Origin of the sequence: Kutzneria sp. NPDC052558 (assembly GCF_044547355.1) — a bacterium.
Classification (GTDB): domain Bacteria; phylum Actinomycetota; class Actinomycetes; order Mycobacteriales; family Pseudonocardiaceae; genus Kutzneria.
Window position 1 is genome coordinate 122,162 of record NZ_JBIUAG010000008.1, and the last position, 26,058, is coordinate 148,219.

The following is a 26,058-nucleotide window of genomic DNA, read 5'->3' on the forward strand; positions in this document are numbered from 1 at the left end:
GGTGACGACGCGCCACCAGATCCGGACACGGGGTAACGGCAGGTCGGTCATGATGCTGTCGTGTCCATCTACCGGCAGCGTGCCGTCGTCGTCGCCTGTGTGCTGATCGCCCTGCTGGCGACGGTCGGCCTGGTGTGGACGCAGGACGGCGTGAACCCGACCACCTGGCTGGGCGCGGTGGTGGTGCTGTTCATCGTGTTGATCGGACTGCTCGACCCGTGGCTGCGGCATTCCGGCGCGACCGCGCCGAGCACGACCGACCAGCTCGCGACCGCCACCCGCGCGCTCGCCACCGCGACCATCAGCCAGCTCCGGGTCGAGGCGGAGCTGCGGGAGCTGCTGCGGCCGTGCCAGCTGAACGTGACGTGGTCGGCGGCGGCGTCCGAGCTCGCCGACCCGAAGTGCCAGCCGGCGTCGTTGAGCGGCTCGATCGACGAGCTCGTTCCGTGGTACCGGCGTCTACCGAGCCGGCGGCTGGTGGTGCTCGGTCCGGCGGGCTCGGGCAAGAGCTCGTTCGCGACGCTGCTCGCGCTCGGTCTGCTCGAGGACGCCGCGCCGAACGACCCGCTGCCGCTCGTGCTGCCGTTGGGCGCGTGGAACCCGCGAGTCGACCTGCGCACCTGGATGACCCAGCGGTTGCGCGACGACTACCCGGCGCTGCGCAACATCGAGCTGTACGGCAGCTACGCCGCCGACCTGCTCATCGAGCAGCGCCGCATCCTGCCGATCCTGGACGCCTTCGACGAGGTCCCCGCCAACCTGAGGATCTCGGCACTGCAAGGCATCGACCGCGCTATGCCGCCGGCCACACCAGTGGTGCTGACGTCCCGACGGCGCGCGTACACCTCGACCGTGGCGAAGACCGGCCCCCTGCGCAACGCCCACGTCGTCGAGTTGGAGTCCGTCGCCGAGGAAGCGCTCGCCGAGGTGCTGCGCGGCAGTTCGAGCCGGGTCGCGGCGTCCCGCTGGGAACCGCTGCTGCTCCAACTCCGGCACGACCCGAACGGCCCGTTGGCCGCGGCCCTGGGCAGTCCGCTGATGGTGTGGCTCACCAGGACCAAGTACGCGGAGGTTGCCACCAACCCCACGGAACTGCTCGACCCCAACCGCTTCCCCGACCGCGCGACGATCGAGGAGTTCCTGCTCGACGAACTGGTGCCGTCGCTGTTCCCGGAGGAGGACGCCGAGCACCTGCCGATGACGTCCGATCACTGGCGGCCGGAGCAGGCGAAGATGTGGCTGGAGTTCCTCGCCGCACGGATGCAGCAACGTGAACTCCCGTGGTGGGAGCTCCGTCGGCTGGTGCACCGCTACTGGCTGACCGTGCTCGGCGCCGTCTCGCTGGGACTGCTCACGGCCCTGAGCGTCGGCATGATGGTCGCGCTGGTGAACAAGTTGACGGTGCTGGACGTCGCCTCGTGGACCGGGGCCAGCGCCGGCTGCCTGGTCAGCGTCGGGACCTTGGTGAACGCGACATCCAAGGGGCGCAATGCCTCGGCCTCGGTCCGGTTCGGCGCGGCCCGGAGCATGCTGGTGGTGAGCCTGGTCAGCGGCACCGCCGTCGGCCTGGTGTTCGGCGCGATGTTCGGCGCGGACCCGGGTCTGATCTCCGGGCTCAGCGTGGCGATCGCGACGGCGCTGCGGTTCTCGCTCGGCAGCCCGGTGGAGCTGAGCCGGCCGCCGAGTCCGGAGGCGACGATGTCCCGGGATCGCGCGCTGGTCGGTCTGGTCTGCCTCGTGTTCGGCGTCGGCGTCGGTTCCGCCGCGGCGCTGCTGTTCGGCGCCGGCCGTACCGGAATGGTGTGGCTCGGCTTCAGCGCCGGCGCACTGCTCGGGTTCGTGCTCGCGGTGATGTCTCGCAACTGGTGGTGGTTCACCGTGGCGCGGGCGTGGCTGGCGATGCGCGGCCGACTGCCGTACCGGCTGCTGGAGTTCCTGGAGGACGCCCACAAGCTGGGCGTCCTGCGCCAGGTCGGCGCTCGCTACCAGTTCCGCCACGCTCGAATCCAGGATCACCTCGCCAAGGATTCCGCGCTCGAGCAGAGCCGCAACAATGCACTTCGCTGAACGCAAAGTGCATTGTTTGCGCACTGCTCCAATGCTCACGCATTGCTGCACCGCTTGTGCACTGCTGGAGTGATCGCACACTGCTGCACAGCTTGCGCGATGCAGCAGCGCTTGCGCGATGCTCGAGGGATCGCGCACTGGTCCACTGGTGACTCGCTGCTGCATTGCTCGCGTAGTGGCGCAGTGATTGCTCGCTCGTACAGCGATCGCGCTCTGGTGAGGTGATCGCGCGGTGGTGCAGTGCGTCGGCGCACCACCACCGCGTCACTCGTCGCGCAGTCCTTCCGCGGCGGCCGCCTGCCAAAGCGACGGCAGGGTGCAGCCGGCGCTGGCCAGGACCGCGACGATCGCGGCGGCCACGAAGACCGCGATGGTGGTCCAGTCGAATGCGAGCCGCTGCCCGGTGACGTACAGGAGCAGGCCGGCCAACACCAGGCCCGACGCCACGGCGACGACCACGGCGATCGCGATCGGCACTGCCGTCTGCCACAGCAGCGACCTCGCCAGCACGATCCGCGGGACGCCGTTCGCCGCGAGGACCGCGAGCGCTCGTCGTCGTTCACGGATCTGCTCCAACGCCACCACCAGCAGGCTCGCCGCCGCGAGCAGCAGCGTGATCACCGAGCCGATCATGAGCACACGCCCGATCAACGTGAACGTGCTGTCGATCCCGTCCGTGACCGCGAACGCGTACGCGCTCCACCCGAACGGCACCAGAGCATTGCGCACGTACTCCACGAAGTTGGCGTCGTTCGACTTCGGCTGCACGTGTGCGAACGCATTGGCCGCGGGCTCCGTGATGCCGGCGAGCGCGGCCGGCGTGGCGTAGACGGCACCGGTCTCGCTCGTGAGCGCGTGGGTCGGTCGGACGGAGGCCGGCACCGTCCATTCCACCAACTTCGACTGCTTCCGCCCCGGCGCGTCGGCGGCGACCAGGACACGTTCACCGCTGGTCGGCACGAACTCGCCGTTCTCCGGCTTGGCGGCGGTGAACAGATCGCCGTCACGACACTGCTCGATCGCGGTCAGCCGCGCCAGCTCGTCACAGGTTCCGACTTGCATCGCGATCCCGTCGCGACCGTCGGCGCTGACCAACTGGACCGTGACGGAGACGGTGACCGTCTCCGCTCCCGGCATCTTGCGCAACGTGGCTCCAAGCGCCAGCGCTTGTTCGAGGCCGGCGTTGGCCATGTTCACCGACACCGACGGCGGCCGTGCGTCGGCGGGCTGGTAACGACTCTCGGCCGGGATGAACACCGTCTGCAGCGCGATCGCGCCGGCCAGCACCACCGCCACCCCGCCAGCCACCCGCGCCGGCGTTCCGCTATCCAGTTGCAGCCGTCGGACCGCGAGCTGCCAAGCGGGCGATCCGCCGCCCAGCTTCGACACGAACCGTTCCACGATCCACGGCAGCACCAACGGCACCGAAGACAGAAGCAACACGATGCCGGCCGAGACCGGCAGCTGCGAGCTGCCTTCGAGGCCTCCGCCGAGCCGGCCGCCCTGAGTGGCCAGCAATGCGATCCCCAGCACCGGCGGCGCCAACCGCCACCACAGCTTGCGCCGCTGATCGCGGGCGCGCCGCACGACCCCCAACGGCTCGATCATGACTCGCCGCAACGAGAACACCGCGATCCCGACCGCGAGCAACGGCACCGCGATGACGATCAGCGCCACGAGCGTCCATTCAGGACGAATGTCTTCGACGAAGATGCCACCCTGCAACGCGGTGACGTCGATGCTGGGCACAACCGTTCGACCGGCCAGGAAAAGCGCCATGCCGATGACCAGCCCGACAACTGCGCCAACGAAGGCCTCGCCGGCGGCGATCCGCCGTACCTGTTCCCCGTCCGCGCCAACCAGCCGCAGGGCCGCCAGCCGCCGATCCCTTGCCGCAGCAGCGAGTCTGGTGCTGGTCGCGACGAACACGATCACTGGCAGGAGCAGTGCCGCCGTGCCGAGCACGATCAGCAGCCACAGCAACCCATCCAGGGTTCTCGGCGAGCTGGGAACGCCGAACCGGTACACCTCGGTCGCACCGAACTGCCCCGACACCGTGGGCACGCCGACGTAGAAGAACAGCTCGTGCGGTCCGGCCAACCCGACCGGATCGATGGTTCCGACGACGCGATCGGCGAACCTCGGCCGCAACAGCTCGCCGGTCGGCGAGCTCAACAACTCCTTCAACGCCGGGGAAAGCACGACCTCCCCGGCATCCGGCAGCCGGTCGACCCCAGGCGGCAACGGCGCGTTCGGGCCGGTCTTCTGCACGATGAGCCCGGTGAGGTTGCGACCGTCGAACTGGCTTTGCCGCATGGCTGCATAGACCGGATCGACGCCCAAGAGAGCCGGCGATTTCAGCTCGCCTGAGGGGATGCCCCTCGCGTAGCCACGATCGTCACGCGCCTGCAGCATGTGGCTCACTGAGGTCGCGGCCAGCAGCACGGCCGCGCCCAGGCCGACACCGACCGCCGTCAGCGCCAGCCGGCCCCACCCTGCCCTGCCCCCGCCGATCGCGAGGCGCGCCCCCAACATCAGGTCGCTCCACCACTGGCGTATTCGACTGGGCAGACTCCGACGCGACCGCGGTCGGGTCACTGAGCCAGCTCCACCTGACGGGTCTTGCCGTCGCGCACGACGACTTCACGGTCCGAATAGGCGGCGACGCGGGCCTCATGCGTCACGAGCACAACCGCCGCGTTCGTCTCCTTGGCCGCGTTGACCAGCAGCCTCATCACACGTTCGCCGTTGAGCGAGTCGAGGGCGCCCGTCGGCTCGTCCGCGAAGACCACCTTCGGCCCCGTGACCAGTGCCCGGGCCACCGCCACGCGCTGCCCCTGACCGCCCGAGGTCTCGCCCGGTCGCTTGTCCGCGACCTCGGCGACCTCAAGGCGGGCCAGCCACTCGGTCGCGGACCGCTCGGCCTCGCGGCGGCGCATTCCGCCCAGCCTCAGCGGCAACGCCACGTTCTCCAGGCAGGTCAGCTCCGGGACGAGCTGACCGAACTGGAAGACGAAGCCGAAGTCCGTACGCCGCAGCTCGCTCCGGGCGACATCGGGCAACGAGCTCAACTCCTCGCCCCGGTAGGACACGGTGCCGCTGTCCGGCCGGATGATGCCGGCCAGGCAGTGCAGCAGCGTCGACTTGCCCGAGCCGGACGGGCCCATCACGGCGACCACCTCGCCCGCCCACAACCGCATGCCGGCGCCGTCCAGCGCCGGCGTCGGCCCGAAGGACTTGTGCAGATCCGTCGCCTCCAGCAACAGCCCCGCGTCCGTCACCGAACCTCCTCCGCCAGCTGGTCGAGCCGGGCCGCGGTGAGCTCGAGCCAGCGCAGGTCGGCCTCCAGGTGGAACAAAGCGTGATCGCAGATGAGCTGATCCGCGAGATCACCGGCCAGCTTCCGGCGGGTCAGGGCGCGCATCGTCTCCAGGTGTGAGGCCCGCTGCACGTCGAGCACCTCGGCCGCGCTGCGACCGGACATCAGGGCCAGCACCACCTTCGTGTACAGGTTGCTGTGCAGGTACGGCTCGGGCCGTTCCGGCGTGACCAGCCACTCGTTGACGTCGGTGACGCCGGCCGTCGTGATCGCGTAGCGCTTGCGCTCGGGCCCTTCCCCGGCCTCGACCCCGTCCACCTCGACGAGTCCGTCGCGCAGCAGCCGGGCCAGGGTCGAGTACACCTGGCCGTAGTGCAGCGGGCGGTCCTGCCCGAAGTGCTCGTCGTAGGCCCGCTTGAGGTCGTAGCCGTGCCGCGGCCCCGTCTCCAAGAGGCCCAGCAGGGTGAGTCCGATCGACATGCGATAACTCTACCCCGGGTGTATACCTGCGGTCTATACATCGCAGTTATACGTCATGACCTGCACATATCGCCACGTTTGTCTCCTCCAGGTGCCATCTCCGACACAAGCTCGGCCCCCTCGACCGCTTTGCCGCATACAGTGGAGTGGTGACTGGTATGGCCGCCGGCGCTCGCGCCGTGCAGGAAACCGGTTGGGACGCCGAGCGGGACGTCGAACTGCTGCTCGCCTTCCTGAACACCGTGAACATGACCGAAGCCATCGACGTGCTCGACGACGAGCGCACCTGGCGACAGTGGGCCGCCGAGCGTGGACTGGGCGCCGCCGGGGCGACTCACAAGGCACGGGCGAGCAGAGACGCATTGCGGGCCGTCGCGCTCGCCCACCACGGTGTTCAGGCCGCGATGTCGCCCCCCGAGGGCATGCCCCACGGCTCCATCCGCATCGAGCTCAGCGCCGGCGTCCCCGTCCTCACCGCCGGCGACGCCCTCGGCGCCGTACTCGCCGCCGCCGCCCGCCTCGCCGTGCTCGGCTACTGGGAACGGATCAAGATCTGCCCCGCCGACGACTGCCGCTTGGCGTTCTACGACCGCTCCCGCAACCGCTCCCGCACCTGGTGTTCGATGCGGGTCTGCGGCAACCGCGAGAAGGCCCGCAACTGGCGGGAACGCGCCCGCAGCACCGCCTCCTGACACCCCGACCTGATCGCCGGAGCCCCGGGGCACCCTCACGTGTCGGCTCAGCTCACCTCGGGCGGGGTTCCGACAAGGTCCAGCGCGGGCTAGTCCGCGGGGCGCACGAGCCACAGCCACACCCAGCCGCCAGGCCTACGAGGAATGACCAGCGCCCGCCCACTTAGACAGCCCCGCCCACCTCAGGGGGCGCGCCCAGCTCCATTTTATCGGTGCCGACCGCTGGTGATCGCGTCGATCACCAGCCTGTGGATAACCCCACCACCCTGTGGACAAACGCTTGCCATACCTAGAACAGAAGCTGGGAGCAGGCGTAGATGACCAGCCCGGCCAGGGCGCCGACCACGGTGCCGTTGATGCGGATGAACTGGAGGTCCCGGCCCACCTGGAGTTCGATCTTCCGGGACGTCTCCTCGGCGTCCCACCGCTCCACGGTGTCGGTGATCAAGGTCAGGATCTCCGCCCGGTAGTGCGTGACGACGTAGGCCGCCCCACCCTCCAGCCAGCCTTCCACCTTGTCCTGCGTCGCCTCGTCGGTCTCCAGCCGCCGGCCGAGCGAGAGCAGACCCTCCAGCACCCGTTTGCGCAGCTCGCTCGACGGGTCCTCGGCGGCGTCCAGCAGCATGCGCTTGGCGTTCTCCCACGTGGTGCCGATCAGGTGCTGCACCTCGGGGTGGGTCAGCACCTGGTGCTTGACCTGCTCGGCCCGCTCCATGGTGATCGGATCGGTCTGGAGGTCGCTGGCGAAGTCGATCAGGAAGCGGTCCACCGCCTCCCGCATCGGATGGTTCACGTCGGTCTTGACCGACCAGGCGAACCCGAGGATCTCGTTGTAGACACGGTCGGCCAGCAGCGAGTCGACGAACTTCGGCGACCAGGACGGCGACCGGTCCGACACGACCCGCTGCACGGCCTCATGGTTGTCGCGGACCCACTCGTAGGCCCGGTCGCACAGCATGTCGACCAGCTTGTGGTGCGAACCGTCGGTCAGCACCTGACCCAGCAGTTTGCCCAGCGGAGGCCCCCACGGAATGGCCATCAGCCGCTGCACGACGGCGTGCTCGACCACGGCCTGCACGTCCTCGTCCCGCAGTACGGTCACCACACCACGGGCCACGTTCGCCAGCTCGGACGTGATCCGCAGGGCGTTGTCCCGCTGCGACAGCCACGCCCCGACCCGCTTGCTGATCTCGGCCCGCCGCAGCCTGCCCCGCACGACTTGTTCGGACAGGAAGTTGTTGCCGACGAAGTCGCCGAGACTGGCTCCGAGCAGGTTCTTCCGGTTCGGGATCAGCGCGGTGTGCGGGATCGGCAGCCCGAGCGGTCGCCGGAACAGGGCCGTGACGGCGAACCAGTCGGCCAGGGCGCCGACCATGCTGGCCTCGGCGGCAGCGTGCACGTAACCGAGCCACACCGGTCCCGCGAAGATGCCGGAGAGCACGTAGACCACGGTCGCCAGGACGAGGAACCCGGCGGCCACCATCTTCATCCGGCGCAGCGCACGGCGCTTGACCGCCTCCGCCGCGGTGAGTCGTTCCACAACTCCATTCTCCCTGCGCATGAGCGTCGACGCCCTGCGCGACGGCGGAGATCCGGGACCGGCCGGGTGACATTTCGGGGACGTATCGGCAAGGATCCGGATGTGCGTACACCTGCTCTCGTGCCCCGACTGCGGCCGTTCACCTCGACGATCTTCGCGGAGATGACCGCGCTGGCCACCCGCACCGGCGCCGTCAACCTCGGCCAGGGCTTCCCGGACACCGACGGGCCCGCCGAGATGCTCGCGACCGCCCAGCGCGCCATTGCCGACGGCGTCAACCAGTACCCGCCCGGCCCCGGCCGGCCGGAGCTGCGGCAGGCGATCGCCGAGCACCGCACGCGCTACGGCACCGAGTACGACCCGGACAGCCAGGTGCTCGTCACGGTCGGCGCCACCGAGGCGATTGCCGCGTCGCTGCTCGCGCTGGTCGAGCCCGGAGACGAGGTGTTGCTCGTCGAGCCGTACTACGACTCGTACGCGGCGTCGGTCGCGCTGGCCGGCGCGACCCGCAAGGTGGTGTCGCTGGTCGAGGACGGCGGCCGCTTCGCGCTCGATGTCGACGCCCTTCGAGCAGCGGTGACGCCACGCACGAAAGCCCTGCTGCTCAACTCGCCGCACAACCCGTCCGGCACGGTGTTCACCAGGCAGGAGATGGAGGAGGTCGCCCGGCTCTGCCAGGAGCACGACCTCATCGCGATCACCGACGAGGTGTACGAGCACCTCATCTTCGACGGCCGCGAGCACGTCACGCTGTCGGCGCTGCCCGGCATGTACGAGCGCACCCTGGCCATCTCCAGCTCGGGCAAGACGTTCAACAGCACCGGCTGGAAGATCGGCTGGGTGTGCGGGCCGGCCGAGCTGGTCGCGGCCGTGCGGGCGGCCAAGCAGTTCCTGACGTTCGTCGGCGGCGCGCCGTTCCAGCCCGCGGTCGCGTACGCGCTGCGCAACGAGATGGCATGGGTGAACCAGCTGCGCGACGACCTCCAGCGCAAGCGCGACCGGCTGTCCGCCGGCCTGGCCGACGCCGGCTTCGAGGTCCGGTCGGCCGCCGGCACCTACTTCGTGTGCGCGGACGTGCGCCCGCTCGGCTTCGCCGACGGCGCCGAGCTGTGCCGGCAGCTGCCGGAGCGCATCGGCGTGGCCGGCGTGCCGGTGCAGGTGTTCACCGATCATCCCGAGCAGTGGCAGCACCTCGTGCGCTTTGCGTTCTGCAAGCGCGACGAGGTAATCGACGAGGCGATCGCACGGCTCCGCAAGCTCGGTTGAGTGCACAGCACGTAACAATGGGGTCTCGACACGTTTCGAGACCCCATTGCCGTGTTAGCCGATCAACTCACGTCCGCCATTACCCTCCGACACGGCGCAATGCGCTGACCGAGTGAAGCAGCGGCCGTTAGTACCTCTCGCGGAACAGGGTCGATTCCGCTCAGCAGCACACGGAGTTGGTTCAGCACGGCGCGATCCGCTTGCCCGAGCAGTCCCCACACCGACACATGCACATGCACATGCTTCATCGCACACCCTCCTCGAACAGACCCGCCAACGCCGCCTTTCGCCGCAGTTCGCTCAGGCACCTCCCCCTTGTCGGACCGACGCTGCCCGGCGCAATGCCGACCGAGGCGGCCACCTGCTCGTACGACAGTTCCGGCGAGTGCACCAAGACCCTCAGCACCCGCTGGCAGTGGTCGGACAACTGACCGAACGCCTTCCACAGCGCGGCGTTCCAGCCTTCCTGCACGACGTCGACGTCGGCCGCCTCGGTGACCAGACTGTCCGATCGTGGCTCGTCAACCGGTATCTCGCGGCGCCGTGCCGCGAGCGCGCGCAGCGAGTGCCGACGAGCGGTGGTGGACAACCAGGCCGACAGCCGGGCCGGATTGTGAATTCCTTTCATATTCTCGATCAATGTCAGCCAGGTGTTCTGCACGACGTCCGCCGCATCAGTGCGACTCAGCCGATGCGCTCTGGCAACAGCCCAGACGGTTGGCGTGTGCCTGGCCACGAGTTCGCTCCACGCCGCCCGATCCCCTTGTTCGGCGGCGGCGAGCAGATCGGCCTCGGACGTCCCCGACGATGTGTTGACTTGCACTCGGTCCTCCCCGTAGGCGAGTTGGTCGAGGGTTAGAAGCGGCGGCGGCCGGATCGGATCCACCGCATGGCCGAAAACCCTCAAACGAGTGGCGGCCCGCAGATGGCGACACACAGTTGCCACGTTGTGCGAGACTGAACCCGGACAGCGACGGACCTGCCGCCTAACCGGGTGGTCGGCGACGAGCACATGTGCAAATCGAGATCGCGGTGCTAAACATGTCTCATCGCCGAGTCCGACAACGTGAACGTTTTCGGCCGACAGGGCGGACGGTGGTGGTGACAGTGGCCAGCACGAGTGCGGTGCGGTGCACCGGCTCCGCGCTGCGCGCTGCCGTCATCCGCGCCGCCGTCACCGGCGGTCTGACGCTGCTGGCGATCGTGTTCGGCTCCGCCGTCGCCAACGCGGCCACCTCGTCGGACGCGCCATCGGCGAACACGATCGCCAACACGCTCCAAACGGACATGTCCGACCTGGTCACCAGCCTGCTCCAGGGGCTCGGCGGCCACCACCACGTCGGTTTGCCGGGCGGCGTCTCGGTCATCCAGCCGCCCGCGGACGACGGCGGCTCCGCCGCCGGCACCGCGAATCCGGGCGGGCCGCCACAGTCATCCTCGTCCGGCGACGGCAGCTCTGTCTCCATCGGGCAGGGTGCGTCCGGTACCGGTTCCGACTCCGGTGGCGACAACACCTGGACGGGCTCGACGACTGTCACCGTCCCGACCAAGACCACACCTCAGGCGCCCGAGCCGCCGCCGGCAGTCCCGCCGGCGCCGGTCCATGTCGCCCAGTCGGCCCCGACGCCGGTGAGCCGCGACGGCGGTCAGCAGGCCTCGAAGTCGACCGAGCCGTCCATGGGCTCGCCCACCGGTGTCGTTCCCGACCTGCCGCGCAATCCCATCGAGCTGCCGCTTCAGCAGCCGGCCTCACAGCCCGTCTCCACGCCGTCCACCGGCGGCACCGCCAGCCATGACCTCGGCAGCGCCAACGGCATCGCCGACATCACACCGCCGGGCACCGGCTTCCGCCCCAGCCCCGGCTCCACGACCGACGAGCACAGCGCCAAGCGCGTGAGCGACGGCGTTCCCGGCCTGCCCAGCACGTCACCTGACTGACCGCGCCAACGGCCGCAGGGCACCCTTGTGCCCTCTCGCGGCCGTGCCGAGCTGATCCGGGCCCGGGGATGCCCCCAAACAGTGGGTCACCGCCGCGCATGGCGATCGTGTCGAGCACGTCCTCCCGGTTGTGTCATGCCGCGGGCGACGACCCTCCCCCGACGTCCCGGATCTTCCCGACCTGCCGACCGCGCCCGGTCAGGTCGGGGGCCGGCCCCGGCGTCGCGTTGCCCCCGTGGCGTCGGGGCTCCCAAAACCTGGCTACCGGTGAACGTCTCCTCCGGCACTACGAGGGGCAGCGCCGGAGGACCGTCAGCGGTGGTCAACCGAGGGCGCTGGTCGTAACCGGATCTTCCGGCCATCGATCAGCGCCCTCATTGCTGTCCGCGGTCGAGTGCGCGACCAACCGAGCCCTGCGTCGGCCCACGAGCACAGCACCGGCACCCGAGCACCGCGTCGGCGTACGAGCACCGCGTCAACCTTGGAGCAATGCGTCGGCCTTCGAGCATTGCTGCACCACTCGAGCAATGCTTCACCACTCGAGCAGCGCCGCGGCACTCGCGCAGAGATGCAGCGTTCGAGGAGAGCTTCGGCGCTCAAGCAGAGGCGAGGCGTTCGTCCATCACAGCTGACGTGGTGACGCGAGCGACCGCAGCGCAGGCGCTACCGGCCGTCCCACGAGAAAGCGATCGACACCGCCGTCCTCGAGTGCGCGGCGGTAGACGGCCAGCGCCTCGCGAACGGCCTGAACGGTGTGTTCGACGTCGGCGACCGTGTGCGCGGCCGAGATGACGAACGACTGCCCCAGCACACCTCGGCGGAGCAGTTCCTGGAGGAACAACGTCCGATACGGCTGAGATGGGCGGCCGTCCTCGTCACGGGTGGCGAACACCAGGCACGACGGCCGGCCGATCGCGGCCACGTACTCCGCTAGGCCCAGCTCACGGGCGGCGGCGTTCACGCCCTCCGCCAGCGCCGTGCCGCGACGCTCCATCACGCCGATCGGGTCCCCCTCGGTGTACGCCTTGACCACCGCACGGAACGCCGCCAACGACACGGTCTCGGGACCGTGGGTCGTCGAGAGCAGGAACACACGGGGCGAATCCGTCCGCAGGCCGCCCAGCTCCATCAGGTCCCGGCGGCCGGCCAGCGCGGAGATCGGGAATCCGTTGCCCATGGCCTTGCCCCAGCAGGACAGATCCGGCCGCACGCCGTACACGGACTGGGCGCCGCTCGCCGACCAGCGGAAGCCCGTGATCATCTCGTCGAAGACGAGCAGCGACCCGTGGGCGTCGCACAGCGCACGGACGCCTTCCAGGAAACCCGGCTCCGGCTCGGCCAGCGCGGTCGCCGCCTCCATCACCACGCAGGCGATCTGGCCGCCGCTCTCGGCGAACCGCAGCCGCAACGAGTCGAGGTCGTTGAACTGGAACCGGACGGTCTGGCCGCGGGTGGCCTCCGGGATCCCGGCGTTCATCTCGACGGCGCCGATGAACCAGTCGTCCGCGGAGAAGAACGGCTGGTCGCACACCGCGACCATGTCACGGCCGGTGGCCGCGCGGGCCAGTCGGATCGCCGCGGTCGTGGCGTCCGACCCGTTCTTGGCGAACTTCACCATGTCGGCGCCGGGCACCAAGCTCAGGAAATCCTCGGCCGCGGCCACCTCGAGCCGGGTCGGCCGGGAGAAGTTCACGCCGTCGGCCAGCGCCCGCTGCACAGCGTCCAGCACCGGACGGTAGCCATGACCGAGGGTGACCGACCGGAGGCCCATGCCGTACTCGATGAAGCAGTTGCCGTCCGCGTCCCAGACCCGGCTGCCATCGCCGCGGACGAGGACCGGCGCCATGTCTTCCGGATACTGGTCGGAGCCTCGCGCATAGGTGTGCGCACCGCCGGGCACCAACTCGTGCAGCCGCCGTTGCAGGGCGCTGGAGCGCTCGAAACCCCTACTACTGCTGGGAACGTCCATCGCCGACACTATAGGTAAGTCCGAAATGGACTCTTCAGGCCGGTCGGTCCCCAGCAGCGACCACAGCTCGTAGTCGGCAGTTGCCCGGTATCCGCGCAGCAGGCCCTCGCGGCGAAAACCCGCGCGGCTGAAGAGCACGGCGGCGCTACGGTCGCCGACGGGGATCGCAGCCGTCAACCGCCGCAGCTCGTATTCGCCAAAGGCGTGGTGCAACAACAACCGCAGCGCCGAGGCGGTGATCGAGGCGCCCTCGCGTGCCTCAGAGATCCACACCTCCACCTCGGCGGAACCGCGTTCGCGGTCGACCCGGTCAAGCAGCAGCTCACCGGCGATGCTGCCGTCGACGGTGATCAGGAAGGGCAGTGCTGTCCCGTCCTTGGCCGACCGGCGCAGCTGCGCGCACCGGTCGCGCCAGGCATCCTTGCTGGTGCGATTCACCCAATCGAGATCGCTGTCCGCCCATCGAGGCTCCAGCCGCTCACGCTCCGGACGCACCAGGCGGGACCACTCGACGGCGTCGGCGGCGTCCGGGGGCCGCAGCTCGACCACCTTTCCCCTGGTCACGACCGGACCGAGCGTGACGAGCCCACCCGAACTCAGTGATGCCACACGGAAACGCAGTGCCTGACGGATCAGACCGGGCACCCGGACCTCCTCACCGTCGACACGACCTCCGTGCCGCACATCCTCATACGGGCCGATCGCGCAGCCAACCCCGTGTATGACAAACCACAGTTGAGATAACCCTTACGGGTGATCGTTTAACACTTTCCGTAAGGAAATCCCCGGACGTTCCCGGCGGCGCACGCATCGAGGTGAGCATCGCTCCGCTCCCCGCAATTCGTTACGTGACCGTCACGGGGATCAGGCAAAGGCGTTACGCAGCAGGGCAGCGGTACGGGCCGCGTCCTGTCGGCGTGCCCAGCCGACGGCATCGGGCGCCCGTTCGCCGGAGCTCCACTGCCGAATCGCCTCGGACACCTCGTCGGTGCTCTCCGCGACCAGCCAGGGACCGTCCGGATCGATCGCCTCGGCCAGCGAACTGGGCAGCACCGACGGCACGCCGAATTCGGCCGCCTCCAAGACCTTCACGCTGACACCGGTGCTGGCGCCGAACCTGGGCACCACCGCGACGCCGACCCGGGCGTAGAAATCGGCGACATCGGCCACCGGTCCGGCCGCGACAACCCTCGGATGGTCGGCGTACTGCTCGGTCCCCTTGCCGGCCAGCACGAAGTTCACGTCGACATTCATGGCGGACAGCCGATCGTGCACGGGCCCCAACAGCACATGCAGGGCTCGTTCGTTGGGCGGCCAGCTCGCCTTGCCGATGAACCCGACCGTGCGGCCGGCCGAGACACCGGCCGAGGCAGTGGACAGCGGAACCGGCAGCGCGGTGGCAGGCACGTCCAGCTCGGCGGCATCCCGGCGGGACAGTGCGAACACGTGGTCGGGCATCTCGAGCAGCCGCCGTTCCATCCGCCGCAGGCGGGGGATCTCGCCGAGCATCCTCAGCGCCCGGGGGGAGTGCTCGACGGCAATCGTCGACTCCACGTTGTGCGCCACGTGCGCGGCGACCGGAACCCCGGCGGCGGCCCCGAGCACCAGGCCCGGCCATCCGCTGGTCACCACCCGTCGTCCGGCCGCGCGGTCGCGCAGCAGCGCGACCGCCTTGCGCCAGCCGGGAAACACCGAGAACTTGCGAGCCAGATAAGGCTCTGGACTGATCAACATACCCGCGGCGACCCGAGCCAGGGCGCCACGATCGCCTCGCAACTCCAGCGGAACCGCGCCGGCCGCCCGGGCTGACACCTCGTGCTCGCCGACCCGCTCCGACCAGTGCCCCTCGGGGCCGGTGACACACACCACCTCGATGTCGTCGGCCAGTCCGGTGAGCACCGGGAGCAGCCGCCGGTCCACCCAGCCGCTCCCCCCGAGATCCTGGCGGGACAACGGATAGCTGGTCACGAAGCAGATTCTGGGACCGGACATGGCGGCCAGACTAGCGACTGGTCGCCAGGACGCGATCGGCCAGCACCCGCGCCACGAACAAGGGGTTGCCGACGACATAACGGGCGAACAGACGCCCCGGTTCCCGGCCGAGCCGGTACAGCCACTCGATTCCGGCGTCCCGCATCCACTTCGGCGCGCGCGGAACCCGTTCGGCGGCGAAATCGAGGAACGCCCCGACCGCGACGCCCAGCTCCGCCCCGGTGGCCGGCAGGTGCTCGGCCAGCCACAGCTCCTGGCGTGGATTGCCCATCGCCACCAGCACCAGATCGGCCCCGGTCTGCTTGATCTTCTCGGCGACCTCGTGTCCCTGGTGGTCGGCGACGTAGCCGTGGTGGTGGCCCACCACGCGAAGCCCAGGCACGATGTCGGTCAACCGTTGGGCGGCGCGCTCGGCCACTCCCGGGCGGCCGCCGAGCAGGTAGACGCCCAGTCCGCGCCGAGCGGCCAGCCTCAGCACCTCGGGGGTGAAGTCCGTGCCGTTGAGGTTGGCCGGGAACCGCCGACCGCGCACGCGAGCCGCCAGCGCCAGGCCCGATCCGTCGTTGAGCACCAGGTCGGCGTCGGCCAGGCAGGCGCGGTACCGAACGTGAGACCTGGCCATGTTCACCGAGTGCGCGTTGACGTAGACCAGGGTCTGCGGCCCGGGCTCGGCGAGCAGCCGGGACACCTCGGCCAGGGCCTCGCGCACAGTGAGCGCGGCGATCGGCACTCCGAGAACGGTGATGGTGGGAACACCCGCACGCATGGGCCCGTACCCTATCCGTTGATCATCGACATCGTCGTAACGGCACGAACTTATCGTGCCGTCCACTTGGTACGAAGCTAGGCCTCCGCACGTGTGTCGAGCGCCGCAGACAGCCGGTCCCGACCACCGAACCATCCCGCCGCCACGGTGGCGGCCGTGATGAGCAAGCCGGTCACCAGGTACAGCAACGAATGGCTGAGCACCAGCGCGGTGGCCAACAGCGCGGCCACGACCACCACGGTCGCCAGCAGGGGCACCGCCAGACCGCGCAGCAGAGCCGGAACGTGCACGCCGGCCCGCCACAAACCCCAGGCGTGCACGGGAAGCGCGACCAGACAGGCCACCGCGGCAACCGCCCAGCCCATGCCGACCAATCCCCACCTCGCCGTCGCGAAGATCGCCGTCGGCACCAGCGCGACCAGCCAGATCACCTGAACCAGCACCGACGACAGCGCCGAGCCGGCGGTGATCATGAGGTTGAAGACGAGGTCGGCCAGCACCCGCGCGATGGTGGCGACGGCCAAACCCGCCAGCACCGGCGCGGCCGGCGCCCACTTGTCCCCGTAGACCAGTTCGACGATCTGCGGGGCGAGTAGCGCCAGGGCCGCACCTCCCGGCAGCACGGCCATCGCGACCATGCCGATCACCGCCGAAGCAGCGCGGTCGAGATCGACACCGGCGTCCCGGGCGCGCGAGAACGTCGCCAGGCCAACCCTTTCGACGGTGGTTGTGATGACCGAGGCCGGCCAGCTCGACACGTTCGACGCGAGGTAGAAGAAGCCCAGCGCGGTGGCGCCGAGCATCCGCCCGGTGATCGTCTGCGGGGCGTACTGGAGCAGCACCATCACCACCGATGACACCACAACGGCGCCGCCGTACCGAACGACCTCGTTGACATGCTGCCGATTGATGCCAAATCTCGGCAGCTGCTTTGTCAGGATCAGCAGTAGCAGGGTGACGACCGCCGTGCCACTGACGTGGCCGATCACCAACGCCCACGCGCCGAATCCGGTCACCGCGAGCGTCGCGGTCAGCGCGAGGTTGACCACCAGCCCGGCCGCGTCGGCGACAAGACGCCTGGCCTGCCGCAGGTTCCTGGTCAGCAGCGCGCCCGGCACGGCCGCGAACCCGTCGAGCAGGACGTTGATCGACAAGGCCCGGACCAGATCAGCGGCCTGCGGCGAGCCCAGCCCGGTCGCCAGCGCCGGCGCCGTGAACAGGCACAGCAGGTAGACCAGGCTCGCGCCGCCGACGGAGATCGTCCACACCGTCGGCAGCATCGGCCGCACGTCGCCCTTGTGGCGGACGAGCGCGGTCGCGGTGCCGAAGTCGTTGAACGTCAGCAGAAGCGTCTGCACGACGAGGGCAGTCGTGTAGAGACCGAACTGCTCGGGCACGAGCAGGCGGGCCAGCAGCACGCCGACGGCGAACGTCGCCAGCCTGGAGAACACCGTGTTGATCAGGCTGAACCGCAGGCCGTCCTTGAACCGTCCCGACAGCGCGCCGTCGGATTCCGGCGAGTCCTCGACGACCTCGCTCACGTGGAGACTCCGATCGCCGTCGCATCCCAGTCGGTGAAGTAGCTGCCACTGTGCACCGAATAGTCCACAGTGGCCACTGGAACGTGCCGGACGCGTAACCTGGCGGAAACGCGGTGAACGAACTCCCAGTCCTCGCGAGGGTGAACCCAACGGGGCCGGGCCCACGGATCGAACCGGATGCCGGCGAAACGGCGCAGCACCACCGCGTTGATGTCGACCCACTCGCCGTCGCGGTGGGCCGCCCGGTCGAACGGCCGGCTGAGCACGTCGAGCTCGCTGCCGTCCTCGCGGAGCCGCCGGAGGGCCGTGTAGACCATGCCCGCACCGGCGTGGAGCTCGGCCAGCGACCGCTCCAGATGGTCCGGACGCCAGGTGTTGTCGTCGTCGAGGAAGGCTACGTACGGTGACCGGCTCAGCCTGAGGGCAACGTTGCGCGCAAGCCCCGGGCTTCCGTGGTTCCGCGACAGCCGGAGCACCGTCAGCCGCGGGTCGTCCGGCAGGCCGTCGACTTCGCCGCCTCCGTCGTCGACCACGATCACCGCGACGTCACGCTCCGTCTGGTTGAGCGCGCTGGTCACCGCCGCGACCAGTCGGTCCGGCCGGCGGTAGGTCGGGGTGACGACGGTGACCGCCGCGGACGGCACTCGGTCCAGTCCGGCCGCCAGCGCCGACACTTCGGCGTGTTCGGCCCGTCCGGCGTCGAACCGCTCGGCCGCGAAGCGAACCCGCCACCAGTTCTCGCCGACGACGTTCCGGCCGACCGACTGCCGGAGCAGGTCCTTCACCGGCCTCGGCAGCAGGGCGTAGTCCTTCAAGCACGGCCTCCAATCGCCCCGGTCACCGGGATGCGGCGGCGGAACTCCGGCGGTGCGGCCGGGTTGGTCGGCACGCCGGTGACGAGCGCCCGCCGTCCGCGCCACAGCTCGAGCAATGCGCGACGGTGGGTGCGCCGGCGCAACGGTAGTCGGATGAGCTGGGCCGCCAGCAGGGTGGCCCATACAACCTCGGCCGCGGTGCGCCCCTCCCACCGGGCGACGTGCACGACCTTGTTGGTGACGAGCTGAGCCCAGAGCGCCGGCGATGCGGCAACGTCGCCGCCCCGGTGCATTGCGCGCGCATTCGAGCATTGCCGCACCCGCCAACCGGCGTCGACGACCCGCCGGCAGTAGTCGACCTCCTCCGAGTAGAGGAACAGGTCCTCCTGCCACTTGCCGACCCGCGACCGCACTTCCGCGGGGATCAGCAGCACAGCGCCGTTCGCCCAGTCCACGTCGATCGTCCGCGGCGGCACCGGCACGGCGACGCGCTCCCCCCACGGACCGGAGCGCGCGCCAAGCACCGCATCAGCCAGCACTCGCGTTGCCGTGGGCCGCCGACGCAAGGTCGGCTCGACAGTTCCATCCGATCGGGTGACACGCGGGACGGCGACGCCCACCTCGCCGTTCGAGCAAGTCCGCAGCAATGCTCGAACGCAACCGCGTTCGAGCATGACGTCGGCATTCAGGACGAGCAGCGCCTCGTCAGGCTCGGCCAGCTCGGCGCAGGCGTTGATGCCGGCCGCATACCCCAGGTTCGCGCCGGTCTCGACAACCGTCGCCGTTGGAGCAATGCGTCGGATCACCTCGACGGTGTCGTCACTGGAGCAGTTGTCGGCCACGACGAGGCGCCAATCGACGTCCGCCAGGCCAGCCGGCAGACTCGCGACGAGCTGCGGCAGATCGGCGGCGGAGTTGTAGGTCACGACCGCGACCAACACCCGACTCATCCGGGCACCTCCGTTCGATGGGCGATCCTGAACAAGGCGCCAGCACAGCCGGCGAGCAGCAGTGCGACGCCGGCGAACTGCGGGAAGGCAAGTCCGTCGTAGGTGCCGAAGCTGAGCGTGCACACCAGCATGGCCACCGCGACCGCCCAGGCCGCGTCCCGCACCTGCGGCGGGCATTCGATCTTCTTGGACGCCCAGAACCGGAAGGCCCACCACATCGGCACCACCAGGAGCAGGACGAAGCCGACCACCCCCGGCAGCCCCGACTCGACCGCGGTGAGCAGGTACTGGTTGTCGAGGTACGGCTGGATCGGAGCCACATAGGTGCCGAAGCCCTGACCGCCGATCGGCTTCGCCAGGAAATGCGTCCACACGTACTCGTACTTGGTCAGCCGTGACCAGATGCTGCTGTCCTTGCTCGACCCGGCGACCGTGTTGACCAGGACGTCGATCAGCTTGGGCTCGACGACTCCGGCGCCGAACACCGCGCTGGTGATCAGCCCCCCGGCGAGCAGCCACCGCACCAGGCCGTACCTGGGCAACATGAAGATCGCGACCACGACCAGGCCGAGCAGGCCGGTACGTGAGATCGACACCAATGGGCCGCCGACCAGCAGCACGGCGCACGCCCACCAGAAGAGCTTGAACCGCCCGTACCGTGCGAGGTGCAGGGCGAGCGGCAACATCGCCACCGTGGTCGCCGCCAGCTCGATCGGGTGACTCGCGAAGCCGAGCGAACGAGCGAGGCCGCCTCGGGGCAGGATCAGCCCGGCGAGCGGCTGGGTGACCAGCCCCGGCAGCACGGTCAGCTGGCGGAGGTCGGTGCCGCTGGTGAACTGGAGGATCGCCGCGATCGATGAGCACGTGAATCCGACGACCGCGCCGGCGAAGACGGCTCGCAACGCACGGGTGCTGCTGATTCCGTCGCACACGAGCAACGCCGCACCCATCGCGAGCACGAACAGCAGTGCGCCGCGGTCCGCACCCGAGATCCGCGAGTCCGCCACGCCGCCGATGAACGCCACCGCGTCCGCGGCTGTGAACAGACCCAACGCGACCAGCATCGCCCGGCGCACCGGATTGGGAGCGGTCGCCAGCTTGAACCCGCCGGCGAACCGGGCGACCAACCACCACAGCAGACAGCCGCCGGCCACGATGCGAGCCGGCGTGATCGCCCCGCCACCGCCGGCGAGCACGTTGTTCTGCGGCAACGCCAGCAGCACCACGTAGATCGACAGGATCACATGCGGGGAGACCCTGAACAGTGCCTGGGCCGCGACGGTGGTGGCCTGCGTGCGTCTGCCGGCCGCGGCCACCGTCATCGGCGGCTTCCCCGGCCCTGCTTCTCCTCGCTGCGCACCGGGGAGAACTTGATGGTCGGCGATTCGTCCTTGGGCGAGGCGACCGGACGGAGTTCGGGCAGCACGCCTTGGCGGCGGTCGGCGGCGCCGTTGACCTTCTCGACGGCTGCAATCGGAGCCGGAGTCGGGGACGCCGCCGCGCGGCGAGCCGTGAGCACCCGGTCCGTGACGACCACGCCGAGCACACCGAGCACCAGCCCGAGCGCGGCGACCAGGCCCACCGCCCTGAGCTGGGAGGCATGGGTCGTGGTCGGGTCGGCCGCCGGCAGCACGTCGGTGAGAACCAGCCGCTGGGCATCGGTGACCTTCGCCGCGTCCTGCCGGTTCTTCAGCTCGTCGATCGCCCGCTGCCGCACCAGCTGGGCGCCGCGCACGGCTCCGTCCGGCGACTTGTCGGTCACGGTGATCGTGATGAACGGGCTGTCGGTCTGCGAGGTGTCGGTGACGCCGTTGGCGTTGGTCACCTCAATGGTGCCGTTCACGCCCTGCGCGGTGTAGCCCTCGGTGACAGCCGGCGAGGTCAACACGGTCACCAGCAGCGCCGCTATCTGCGACTGGGCCTGTTGGGCGACCGTGTACGGGTTCTGCACGTCCGAGTTGTTGGTCGGCGTGACCAGAACGATCGCCGTGACCTTGTACTGCTGGGGCACCAGGAACAACACCGCGCCGACCAGCACGACGAGCACAGCGCCGACCAATGCGGTGATCCTCCACCGCCGTCGCAGCACTCGCAGGATGTCCAACGCGTCCACGTCCGTGTTCCCTTTCGCCTCACTCGGGCTCCGCGGGCGACAAACCCGCGGACCAGTCTCACTTGCGTAGCAACCGGCCGGAAGCCGAGGCCGCGATCCGAGCCCCGTCGACCGCCGCCCTGGCCACGTTGAGCGCCATCGGCCCGGCGTTCGCCCTGATCCACGGCCGCAGCGCCAACAGGGCCAGCGCCCGCTGCTGCCGTCCCAGCGGAGCCTTGGCGACCGCCTTCAGGTACCAGCTCGCCTCTTCGACGTTCGGCATGACCAGCCGCTTGCCGTCGTTGCGCTGCGTCCGGTACCAGTCCCTGGAGGAGACGGACTGAGTGAGCCGGCGTTCATGCAGGCGGTGCAGCAGCAGTTCCTCACGGATCTCGACGAACCGGCCGTACAACGCCAGTTCGGCGATCAGTATCCGGTCGTTGTTCTTCACCGGCGGCAGCAGATGGGTCCTGGTCAGCACGTCCCGCAGGTACAGGCCGTAGCAGTGGTAGTTCTCGTGCGCCAGGCCGATCAGGTCCCGGATGCGGACGACCGGGTCGGCGTGGTCGGTGCGGCACGGATTGTTCCAGTGTCCGATGGTCCGCTCGTCGGCGTCGATCTGCCGCGCCGACGTGAACGCCAGCACCGCGTCGGGGCGGTCGCTCAACGCGTCGAACATCTTGCGCAGGCGGTCCGGCTCGTAGGCGTCGTCCGAGGCGGCCCAGGTGAAGAACCGCGCCTTCGACTCGTGCACCAGGCGGTTGTGGTTGCCCGTCGAACCGAGGTTGCGCTCCCGTCTGCGGTACCGGATGCGCTCGTCCTCCCGCGCAGCGTCGCGGCAGATCTCCTCGGTCCCGTCGGTGGAGCAGTTGTCGCCGATCCACAGCTCGAAGTCGACGTCCCGCTGCTCGCGCAGGCTCGTCAGCGCCCTGGTCAGGTAGGGCTCGCCGTTGTACACGGGCAGCCCGACCGCGATCGGCGCGCTCGCGGTGCCGATCAGCGCCGGTGCCACCTTGGCCGCGGCCTTCCTGTTCACCTGACCTCCCGTGCTGACGGCGGAATCACCGGTACAGGTTCGGCCACCACCCGCCGATCGGCAAGGTCCGGTCCCGCCGTCCTCCGGACCAGCAGTTTTCCAGCAGAACCCGCGTCGACCAATTCGGACAGAATGCGGTGTCTCATGCCCGCTCCCAGAGCATCCACGGACGATCACCGGATCGATAGGCTTGCTCCAGCGCGACGTGTTCCTTCACCGTGTCGGCCGGCTGCCAGAACCCACGATAGGGGTAGGCGAGGAGCCGGCCGCGTTTCGCGAGATCGCCGCACGCGTCCGCGACCAGATCGCCGCCCTCGGGCAGGTGCTCGAAAATCTGCCGCCGGAGCACGAAGTACCCGCCGTTCTCCCAGAGCGGCAGTTGGCTCACCGGGGTGATTCCGGTCGCATTGCCGTGTTCGCCGAGTTCCACACAGTGGAAAGAGGACTGCGGCGGCACGACCATCAGCGACGCGGTGGCGTCCGACGCTACGAACCTGTCGACCATGTCGTCCAGCGGCGCGTCGGTGAGCACGTCCGCATAGTTGGCGAGGAAGACCTCGTCGTCGTCGAGCAGGTGCCGCACCCGGCGGAGGCGGTCACCGATCGGCGCGTCGATACCCGTGTGGGCGAAGGTGATCGACCAGTCGAAGATGTCGGACGACAGCAGCTCGACATCACCGTTGCGCAGCACGAAGTCGTTGGACGCCGTCTCGCGGTAGTCGAGGAAGAAGTCCTTGATGTGGTGGCTGCCGTACCCGAGGCACAGCACGAACTCCGTATGCCCGAAATGCGCGTAGTAGCGCATCACGTGCCACAGCAGCGGCCGCGGCCCGACCAGTTGCATCGGCTTCGGAATGTCGTCGGCGGCGCCGTCGCGCATGCGCATCCCGTAACCACCGCAGAACAGCACGACCTTCACGAGGACCTCTCGGCGATGTCACGTCGGTACAAGGTCAGTACGCCCCTTGGCCGCGCAGGACCGCGCGCACCGTCTTCCAGAGGATCAGCGCGTCCAGGGCGAGCGACCAGTCCTCGACGTAACGGAGGTCGAGCCGAACCGACTCGTCCCACGGGAGATCGCTGCGACCGCTCACCTGCCACAACCCGGTCAGCCCGGGCTTCACCAGCAGGCGGCGGAGCATGTCCGGCCCGTAGGCCTCGACCTCCTTGGGCAGCGGCGGCCGCGGCCCGACCAGCGACATGGTTCCGAGCAGGACGTTGACGAGCTGGGGGAGTTCGTCGATGGAGAAACGGCGCAACACCGCGCCGATCGGCGTCACCCGTGGATCGCGACGCATCTTGAACAACGGTCCGGCCGCCTCGTTGCCGGCCAACAACTCGGCTCGGTGGCGGTCGGCGCCAACCACCATGGTGCGGAACTTGAGGATCGTGAACGGCTTTCCGTCCTTGCCTACGCGCTGCTGCCGGTAGAGGGCGGGCCCGCGGTCGCCGAGGCGGATCGCGGCGGCGATGCCCAGCAGGATCGGCGAGAGGATCGTCAGCAGCAGCAGGGCTCCGACCTTGTCGACGATCTCCTTCACCACCCGTCGGGCGCCGGTGAAGGTCGGCGCGCTCACGCGGAGCAGCGGCAGACCGAGCACACCGGTGATGTGCACGCGCGGACCAGCCACCTCCATGAGAACCGGGGCCACGACCATCTCGGTCGAGGTGCCCTCAAGTTGCCAGGCCAGACGCTGCAACCGAAGCGGAGTCCAGTACGGGTCCGGGGTGATGGCGACGACGCGGTAGCCGCCTCGACGAACACGGTCGGCGAGCTGGTCCAAGTGACCCACGACGGGCACACCCTCGATGTCGCCGTGCCCGATCGGTTCAGCCACCCCGCCGGCACACACCGCTTCGACTCGCCAGCCGTTGTGGGGTTCACGACGAGTGCGCGCGATCAAGTCGGTTGCGGTCTCGACGCTGCCGGCCACCATCACCGGCAGTAGGCAACGACCGGCACGGCGCCGACTGTGCAGGAGCTGGCGAAGGATGTAACGCAACGGGAACGCGACCAACGCAATCGCCGGGACCACCAAGAAGATCCAGCCGCGCACGCCCGGCACACCCAGGCCGAGACTGACCACGGCCAGCACCACCGCGGCCGCGACGACAGCCTTGCCCAGCCGGCGGAACTCCTCGGCCTCCTGGCCGAGCACGGCAGTGCTCCAGGCCCGGCAGGCTGTCAACGACGCGACAACGGCGATCACGGTGGCTCCGGCGAGGAGCAGAGGAGGAAAGTCGTTCGCCGTCGAGGAGTGCGCGACGAGACTGCCCACCAACAAGACGACCGCGACGATCGAGCCAAGATCACTGGCCATCACCACGCGGCGGTACTTGACCTCCCACGTCGCGACTGGGCGCGCGGCAGGGCGGTCCTCGATCTGCTGTCGTGGCAGGAACCCGAGAGGCTCCGGGATCGACACCGCGCCTGCGGCATCTCCCCGTCTGAGCTGTCTCACCCGAACCCGCATCCCGTCTCCCAAGATCAACCGACTCGGAGCATGAAGGGCCACCGATGACCCGCGGCCGTGCTCGAAGGGCAAGCCGGGTCCGCGAGGACGATATCCGAACCTCGACCACGACGATTCGGCAGCAAGGCTATTGCGTGTGCTGCCAAATGGTTCCACCGGCGTGGCCGAATATCCCCCACTTGAGTGACGAGTAACTCTATAGAGGGTCCGATGCGGGAAAGTTACACAGATGGTTGAACCGAGCGTAACGCTAATCCGTGGGCAGTACGGCCACCGAGCCACTCGGACGAGTGTCGCCCCGCCTGCGACCAAGCCGCGGAACGTGTCGGAACGGCAAATAGCACAAAGGCCGTGGAACATCTGAGATGTTCCACGGCCTTTGTCAGCTTTGAACGCTCATGGGCGTCGTGGCCAGGGGCGGGGTCGAACCGCCGACCTACCGCTTTTCAGGCGGTCGCTCGTACCAACTGAGCTACCTGGCCAGGAAGACCGGAAGCCCGATCGTACTCCTGCGACCCAGACGGGACTTGAACCCGCGACCTTCGCCGTGACAGGGCGACGCGCTAACCAACTGCGCCACTGGGCCTTGCTCTTCAGTTTCGTGCCCCCAACGGGATTCGAACCCGTGCTACCGCCTTGAAAGGGCGGGGTCCTAGGCCGCTAGACGATGAGGACGCCGGCTTCCTTGGACCTCCTACGAGGGACCTTGTCATCCGGGCCCTCCAACGGCCGTCCGCTGGAAGCTCCGCAAGCATAGAACACGTCGGGGGCAACTTCCAAAACCGGGGTGCCGGAACGCTCCCACCTGCGCTTTCTCCGCCAGCGACCGTCCAGCGCAGTCGATCACGCCCTGATCAGAGCCCTGACGGACACCTTGGCGACACCGGACGGGTCGAAGTGGGCTGCGCCACACCAACTCCGACCGGCACGCGCAACCTCGCCCAGGGACTTCACAGGCTTCCCACAGCCATCCGCGCCACCCATTCGACTGCCACTGATTCTCACCACAGGCGGCCGAATGGATCATGAAACTGAGGCCTGTCTCGCATTCGGAGTAGTCTCACCCCCAGACGCGCTCGCCCACATGTCTGATCAGTTCACAGTGATAATCCGCCGCTGCG

Annotated in this window: 20 protein-coding genes, 3 tRNA genes and 1 pseudogene; 4 read left to right on the forward strand and 20 right to left on the reverse strand. The window is 69.2% G+C overall.

The window, feature by feature from the left end:
- Positions 1-60 precede the first annotated feature (60 nt).
- Complete coding sequence (locus ACIG5F_RS16725; protein WP_396518584.1) at positions 61-2,067, forward strand: NACHT domain-containing protein; 2,007 nt, start codon at positions 61-63, stop codon at positions 2,065-2,067.
- Positions 2,068-2,331: 264 nt separating this feature from the next.
- Here the strand turns inward: ACIG5F_RS16725 and ACIG5F_RS16730 are convergent, their stop codons facing one another.
- The 3 genes from ACIG5F_RS16730 to ACIG5F_RS16740 are packed head-to-tail and all read right to left on the reverse strand — an operon-like array spanning position 2,332 to position 5,866.
- Positions 2,332-4,602: an FtsX-like permease family protein gene (locus ACIG5F_RS16730; protein ID WP_396518585.1), complete on the reverse strand. Its 2,271-nt coding sequence runs from the start codon at positions 4,600-4,602 to the stop codon at positions 2,332-2,334.
- Positions 4,603-4,661: 59 nt separating this feature from the next.
- A complete protein-coding gene (locus tag ACIG5F_RS16735; RefSeq protein ID WP_396518586.1) occupies positions 4,662-5,348 on the reverse strand; it encodes an ABC transporter ATP-binding protein in 687 nt (228 codons plus the stop codon).
- Positions 5,345-5,866 carry a PadR family transcriptional regulator gene (locus tag ACIG5F_RS16740; RefSeq protein ID WP_396518587.1) on the reverse strand — a complete coding sequence of 174 codons (522 nt, stop codon included), beginning with the start codon at positions 5,864-5,866 and terminating at the stop codon, positions 5,345-5,347. Before ACIG5F_RS16740 ends, ACIG5F_RS16735 begins: the two co-directional genes overlap by 4 nt.
- Positions 5,867-6,024: 158 nt before the next feature.
- On the opposite strand from ACIG5F_RS16740, the gene ACIG5F_RS16745 reads away from it, so the two are divergent.
- Complete coding sequence (locus ACIG5F_RS16745) at positions 6,025-6,558, forward strand: CGNR zinc finger domain-containing protein (RefSeq protein ID WP_396518810.1); 534 nt, start codon at positions 6,025-6,027, stop codon at positions 6,556-6,558.
- 289 nt (positions 6,559-6,847) lie between these two features.
- On the opposite strand, the gene ACIG5F_RS16750 is transcribed toward ACIG5F_RS16745, so the two are convergent.
- On the reverse strand, positions 6,848-8,119 hold the full coding sequence (locus ACIG5F_RS16750; RefSeq protein WP_396518588.1) for a DUF445 domain-containing protein: 1,272 nt from the start codon (positions 8,117-8,119) through the stop codon (positions 6,848-6,850).
- 81 nt (positions 8,120-8,200) lie between these two features.
- Between ACIG5F_RS16750 and ACIG5F_RS16755 the strand changes: the two genes are divergently transcribed.
- The gene (locus ACIG5F_RS16755) at positions 8,201-9,364 is read left to right on the forward strand and encodes a pyridoxal phosphate-dependent aminotransferase (protein WP_396518589.1); all 1,164 of its coding nucleotides are present in this window, start codon (positions 8,201-8,203) and stop codon (positions 9,362-9,364) included.
- 244 nt (positions 9,365-9,608) lie between these two features.
- Here the strand turns inward: ACIG5F_RS16755 and ACIG5F_RS16760 are convergent, their stop codons facing one another.
- Positions 9,609-10,187 carry an RNA polymerase sigma factor gene (locus ACIG5F_RS16760; RefSeq protein ID WP_396518590.1) on the reverse strand — a complete coding sequence of 193 codons (579 nt, stop codon included), beginning with the start codon at positions 10,185-10,187 and terminating at the stop codon, positions 9,609-9,611.
- A 284-nt stretch (positions 10,188-10,471) separates the two neighbouring features.
- Here ACIG5F_RS16760 and ACIG5F_RS16765 point away from each other — a divergent pair, with 284 nt between their 5' ends.
- Positions 10,472-11,302 (forward strand): hypothetical protein, encoded by an 831-nt coding sequence (locus tag ACIG5F_RS16765; protein WP_396518591.1) that lies wholly within the window; start codon positions 10,472-10,474, stop codon positions 11,300-11,302.
- 622 nt (positions 11,303-11,924) lie between these two features.
- Here the strand turns inward: ACIG5F_RS16765 and ACIG5F_RS16770 are convergent.
- The 15 genes and pseudogenes from ACIG5F_RS16770 to ACIG5F_RS16840 all read right to left on the reverse strand — a co-directional run bounded on the left by ACIG5F_RS16770 (position 11,925) and on the right by ACIG5F_RS16840 (position 25,612).
- Positions 11,925-13,271 carry a glutamate-1-semialdehyde 2,1-aminomutase gene (locus tag ACIG5F_RS16770; RefSeq protein ID WP_396518811.1) on the reverse strand — a complete coding sequence of 449 codons (1,347 nt, stop codon included), beginning with the start codon at positions 13,269-13,271 and terminating at the stop codon, positions 11,925-11,927.
- Positions 13,272-13,364: 93 nt separating this feature from the next.
- Positions 13,365-13,955 (reverse strand): annotated as a pseudogene (locus tag ACIG5F_RS16775) (GNAT family N-acetyltransferase); the annotation flags it as partial.
- Between the two features lie 180 nt (positions 13,956-14,135).
- The gene (locus ACIG5F_RS16780) at positions 14,136-15,263 is read right to left on the reverse strand and encodes a glycosyltransferase (protein WP_396518592.1); all 1,128 of its coding nucleotides are present in this window, start codon (positions 15,261-15,263) and stop codon (positions 14,136-14,138) included.
- A gap of 10 nt (positions 15,264-15,273) precedes the next feature.
- Positions 15,274-16,029, reverse strand: coding sequence for a WecB/TagA/CpsF family glycosyltransferase (locus ACIG5F_RS16785; protein WP_396518593.1), 756 nt, complete (start codon positions 16,027-16,029; stop codon positions 15,274-15,276).
- 77 nt (positions 16,030-16,106) lie between these two features.
- Positions 16,107-17,570 carry a lipopolysaccharide biosynthesis protein gene (locus ACIG5F_RS16790; RefSeq protein ID WP_396518594.1) on the reverse strand — a complete coding sequence of 488 codons (1,464 nt, stop codon included), beginning with the start codon at positions 17,568-17,570 and terminating at the stop codon, positions 16,107-16,109.
- Positions 17,567-18,385 carry a glycosyltransferase family 2 protein gene (locus tag ACIG5F_RS16795; protein WP_396518595.1) on the reverse strand — a complete coding sequence of 273 codons (819 nt, stop codon included), beginning with the start codon at positions 18,383-18,385 and terminating at the stop codon, positions 17,567-17,569. Before ACIG5F_RS16795 ends, ACIG5F_RS16790 begins: the two co-directional genes overlap by 4 nt.
- Entirely contained in the window at positions 18,382-19,335 is a 954-nt protein-coding gene (locus tag ACIG5F_RS16800; protein ID WP_396518596.1) for a glycosyltransferase family 2 protein, read from the reverse strand. The genes ACIG5F_RS16795 and ACIG5F_RS16800 overlap by 4 nt, the downstream gene beginning before the upstream one ends.
- Entirely contained in the window at positions 19,332-20,657 is a 1,326-nt protein-coding gene (locus tag ACIG5F_RS16805; protein WP_396518597.1) for an O-antigen ligase family protein, read from the reverse strand. The genes ACIG5F_RS16800 and ACIG5F_RS16805 overlap by 4 nt, the downstream gene beginning before the upstream one ends.
- Positions 20,654-21,448, reverse strand: coding sequence for a Wzz/FepE/Etk N-terminal domain-containing protein (locus ACIG5F_RS16810; RefSeq protein ID WP_396518598.1), 795 nt, complete (start codon positions 21,446-21,448; stop codon positions 20,654-20,656). Before ACIG5F_RS16810 ends, ACIG5F_RS16805 begins: the two co-directional genes overlap by 4 nt.
- Positions 21,449-21,506: 58 nt before the next feature.
- Positions 21,507-22,463 (reverse strand): glycosyltransferase family 2 protein, encoded by a 957-nt coding sequence (locus ACIG5F_RS16815; RefSeq protein ID WP_396518599.1) that lies wholly within the window; start codon positions 22,461-22,463, stop codon positions 21,507-21,509.
- Positions 22,464-22,605: 142 nt separating this feature from the next.
- Entirely contained in the window at positions 22,606-23,382 is a 777-nt protein-coding gene (locus ACIG5F_RS16820) for a glucose-1-phosphate cytidylyltransferase (RefSeq protein ID WP_396518600.1), read from the reverse strand.
- A 34-nt stretch (positions 23,383-23,416) separates the two neighbouring features.
- Positions 23,417-24,937, reverse strand: a complete 1,521-nt coding sequence (locus ACIG5F_RS16825) for a sugar transferase (protein WP_396518601.1) — start codon at positions 24,935-24,937, stop codon at positions 23,417-23,419.
- A gap of 408 nt (positions 24,938-25,345) precedes the next feature.
- A tRNA-Phe gene (locus tag ACIG5F_RS16830) sits at positions 25,346-25,419 on the reverse strand.
- Positions 25,420-25,449: 30 nt separating this feature from the next.
- A tRNA-Asp gene (locus tag ACIG5F_RS16835) sits at positions 25,450-25,523 on the reverse strand.
- A gap of 16 nt (positions 25,524-25,539) precedes the next feature.
- Positions 25,540-25,612: transfer RNA gene (locus tag ACIG5F_RS16840), tRNA-Glu, on the reverse strand.
- Between the last annotated feature and the right edge of the window lie 446 nt (positions 25,613-26,058).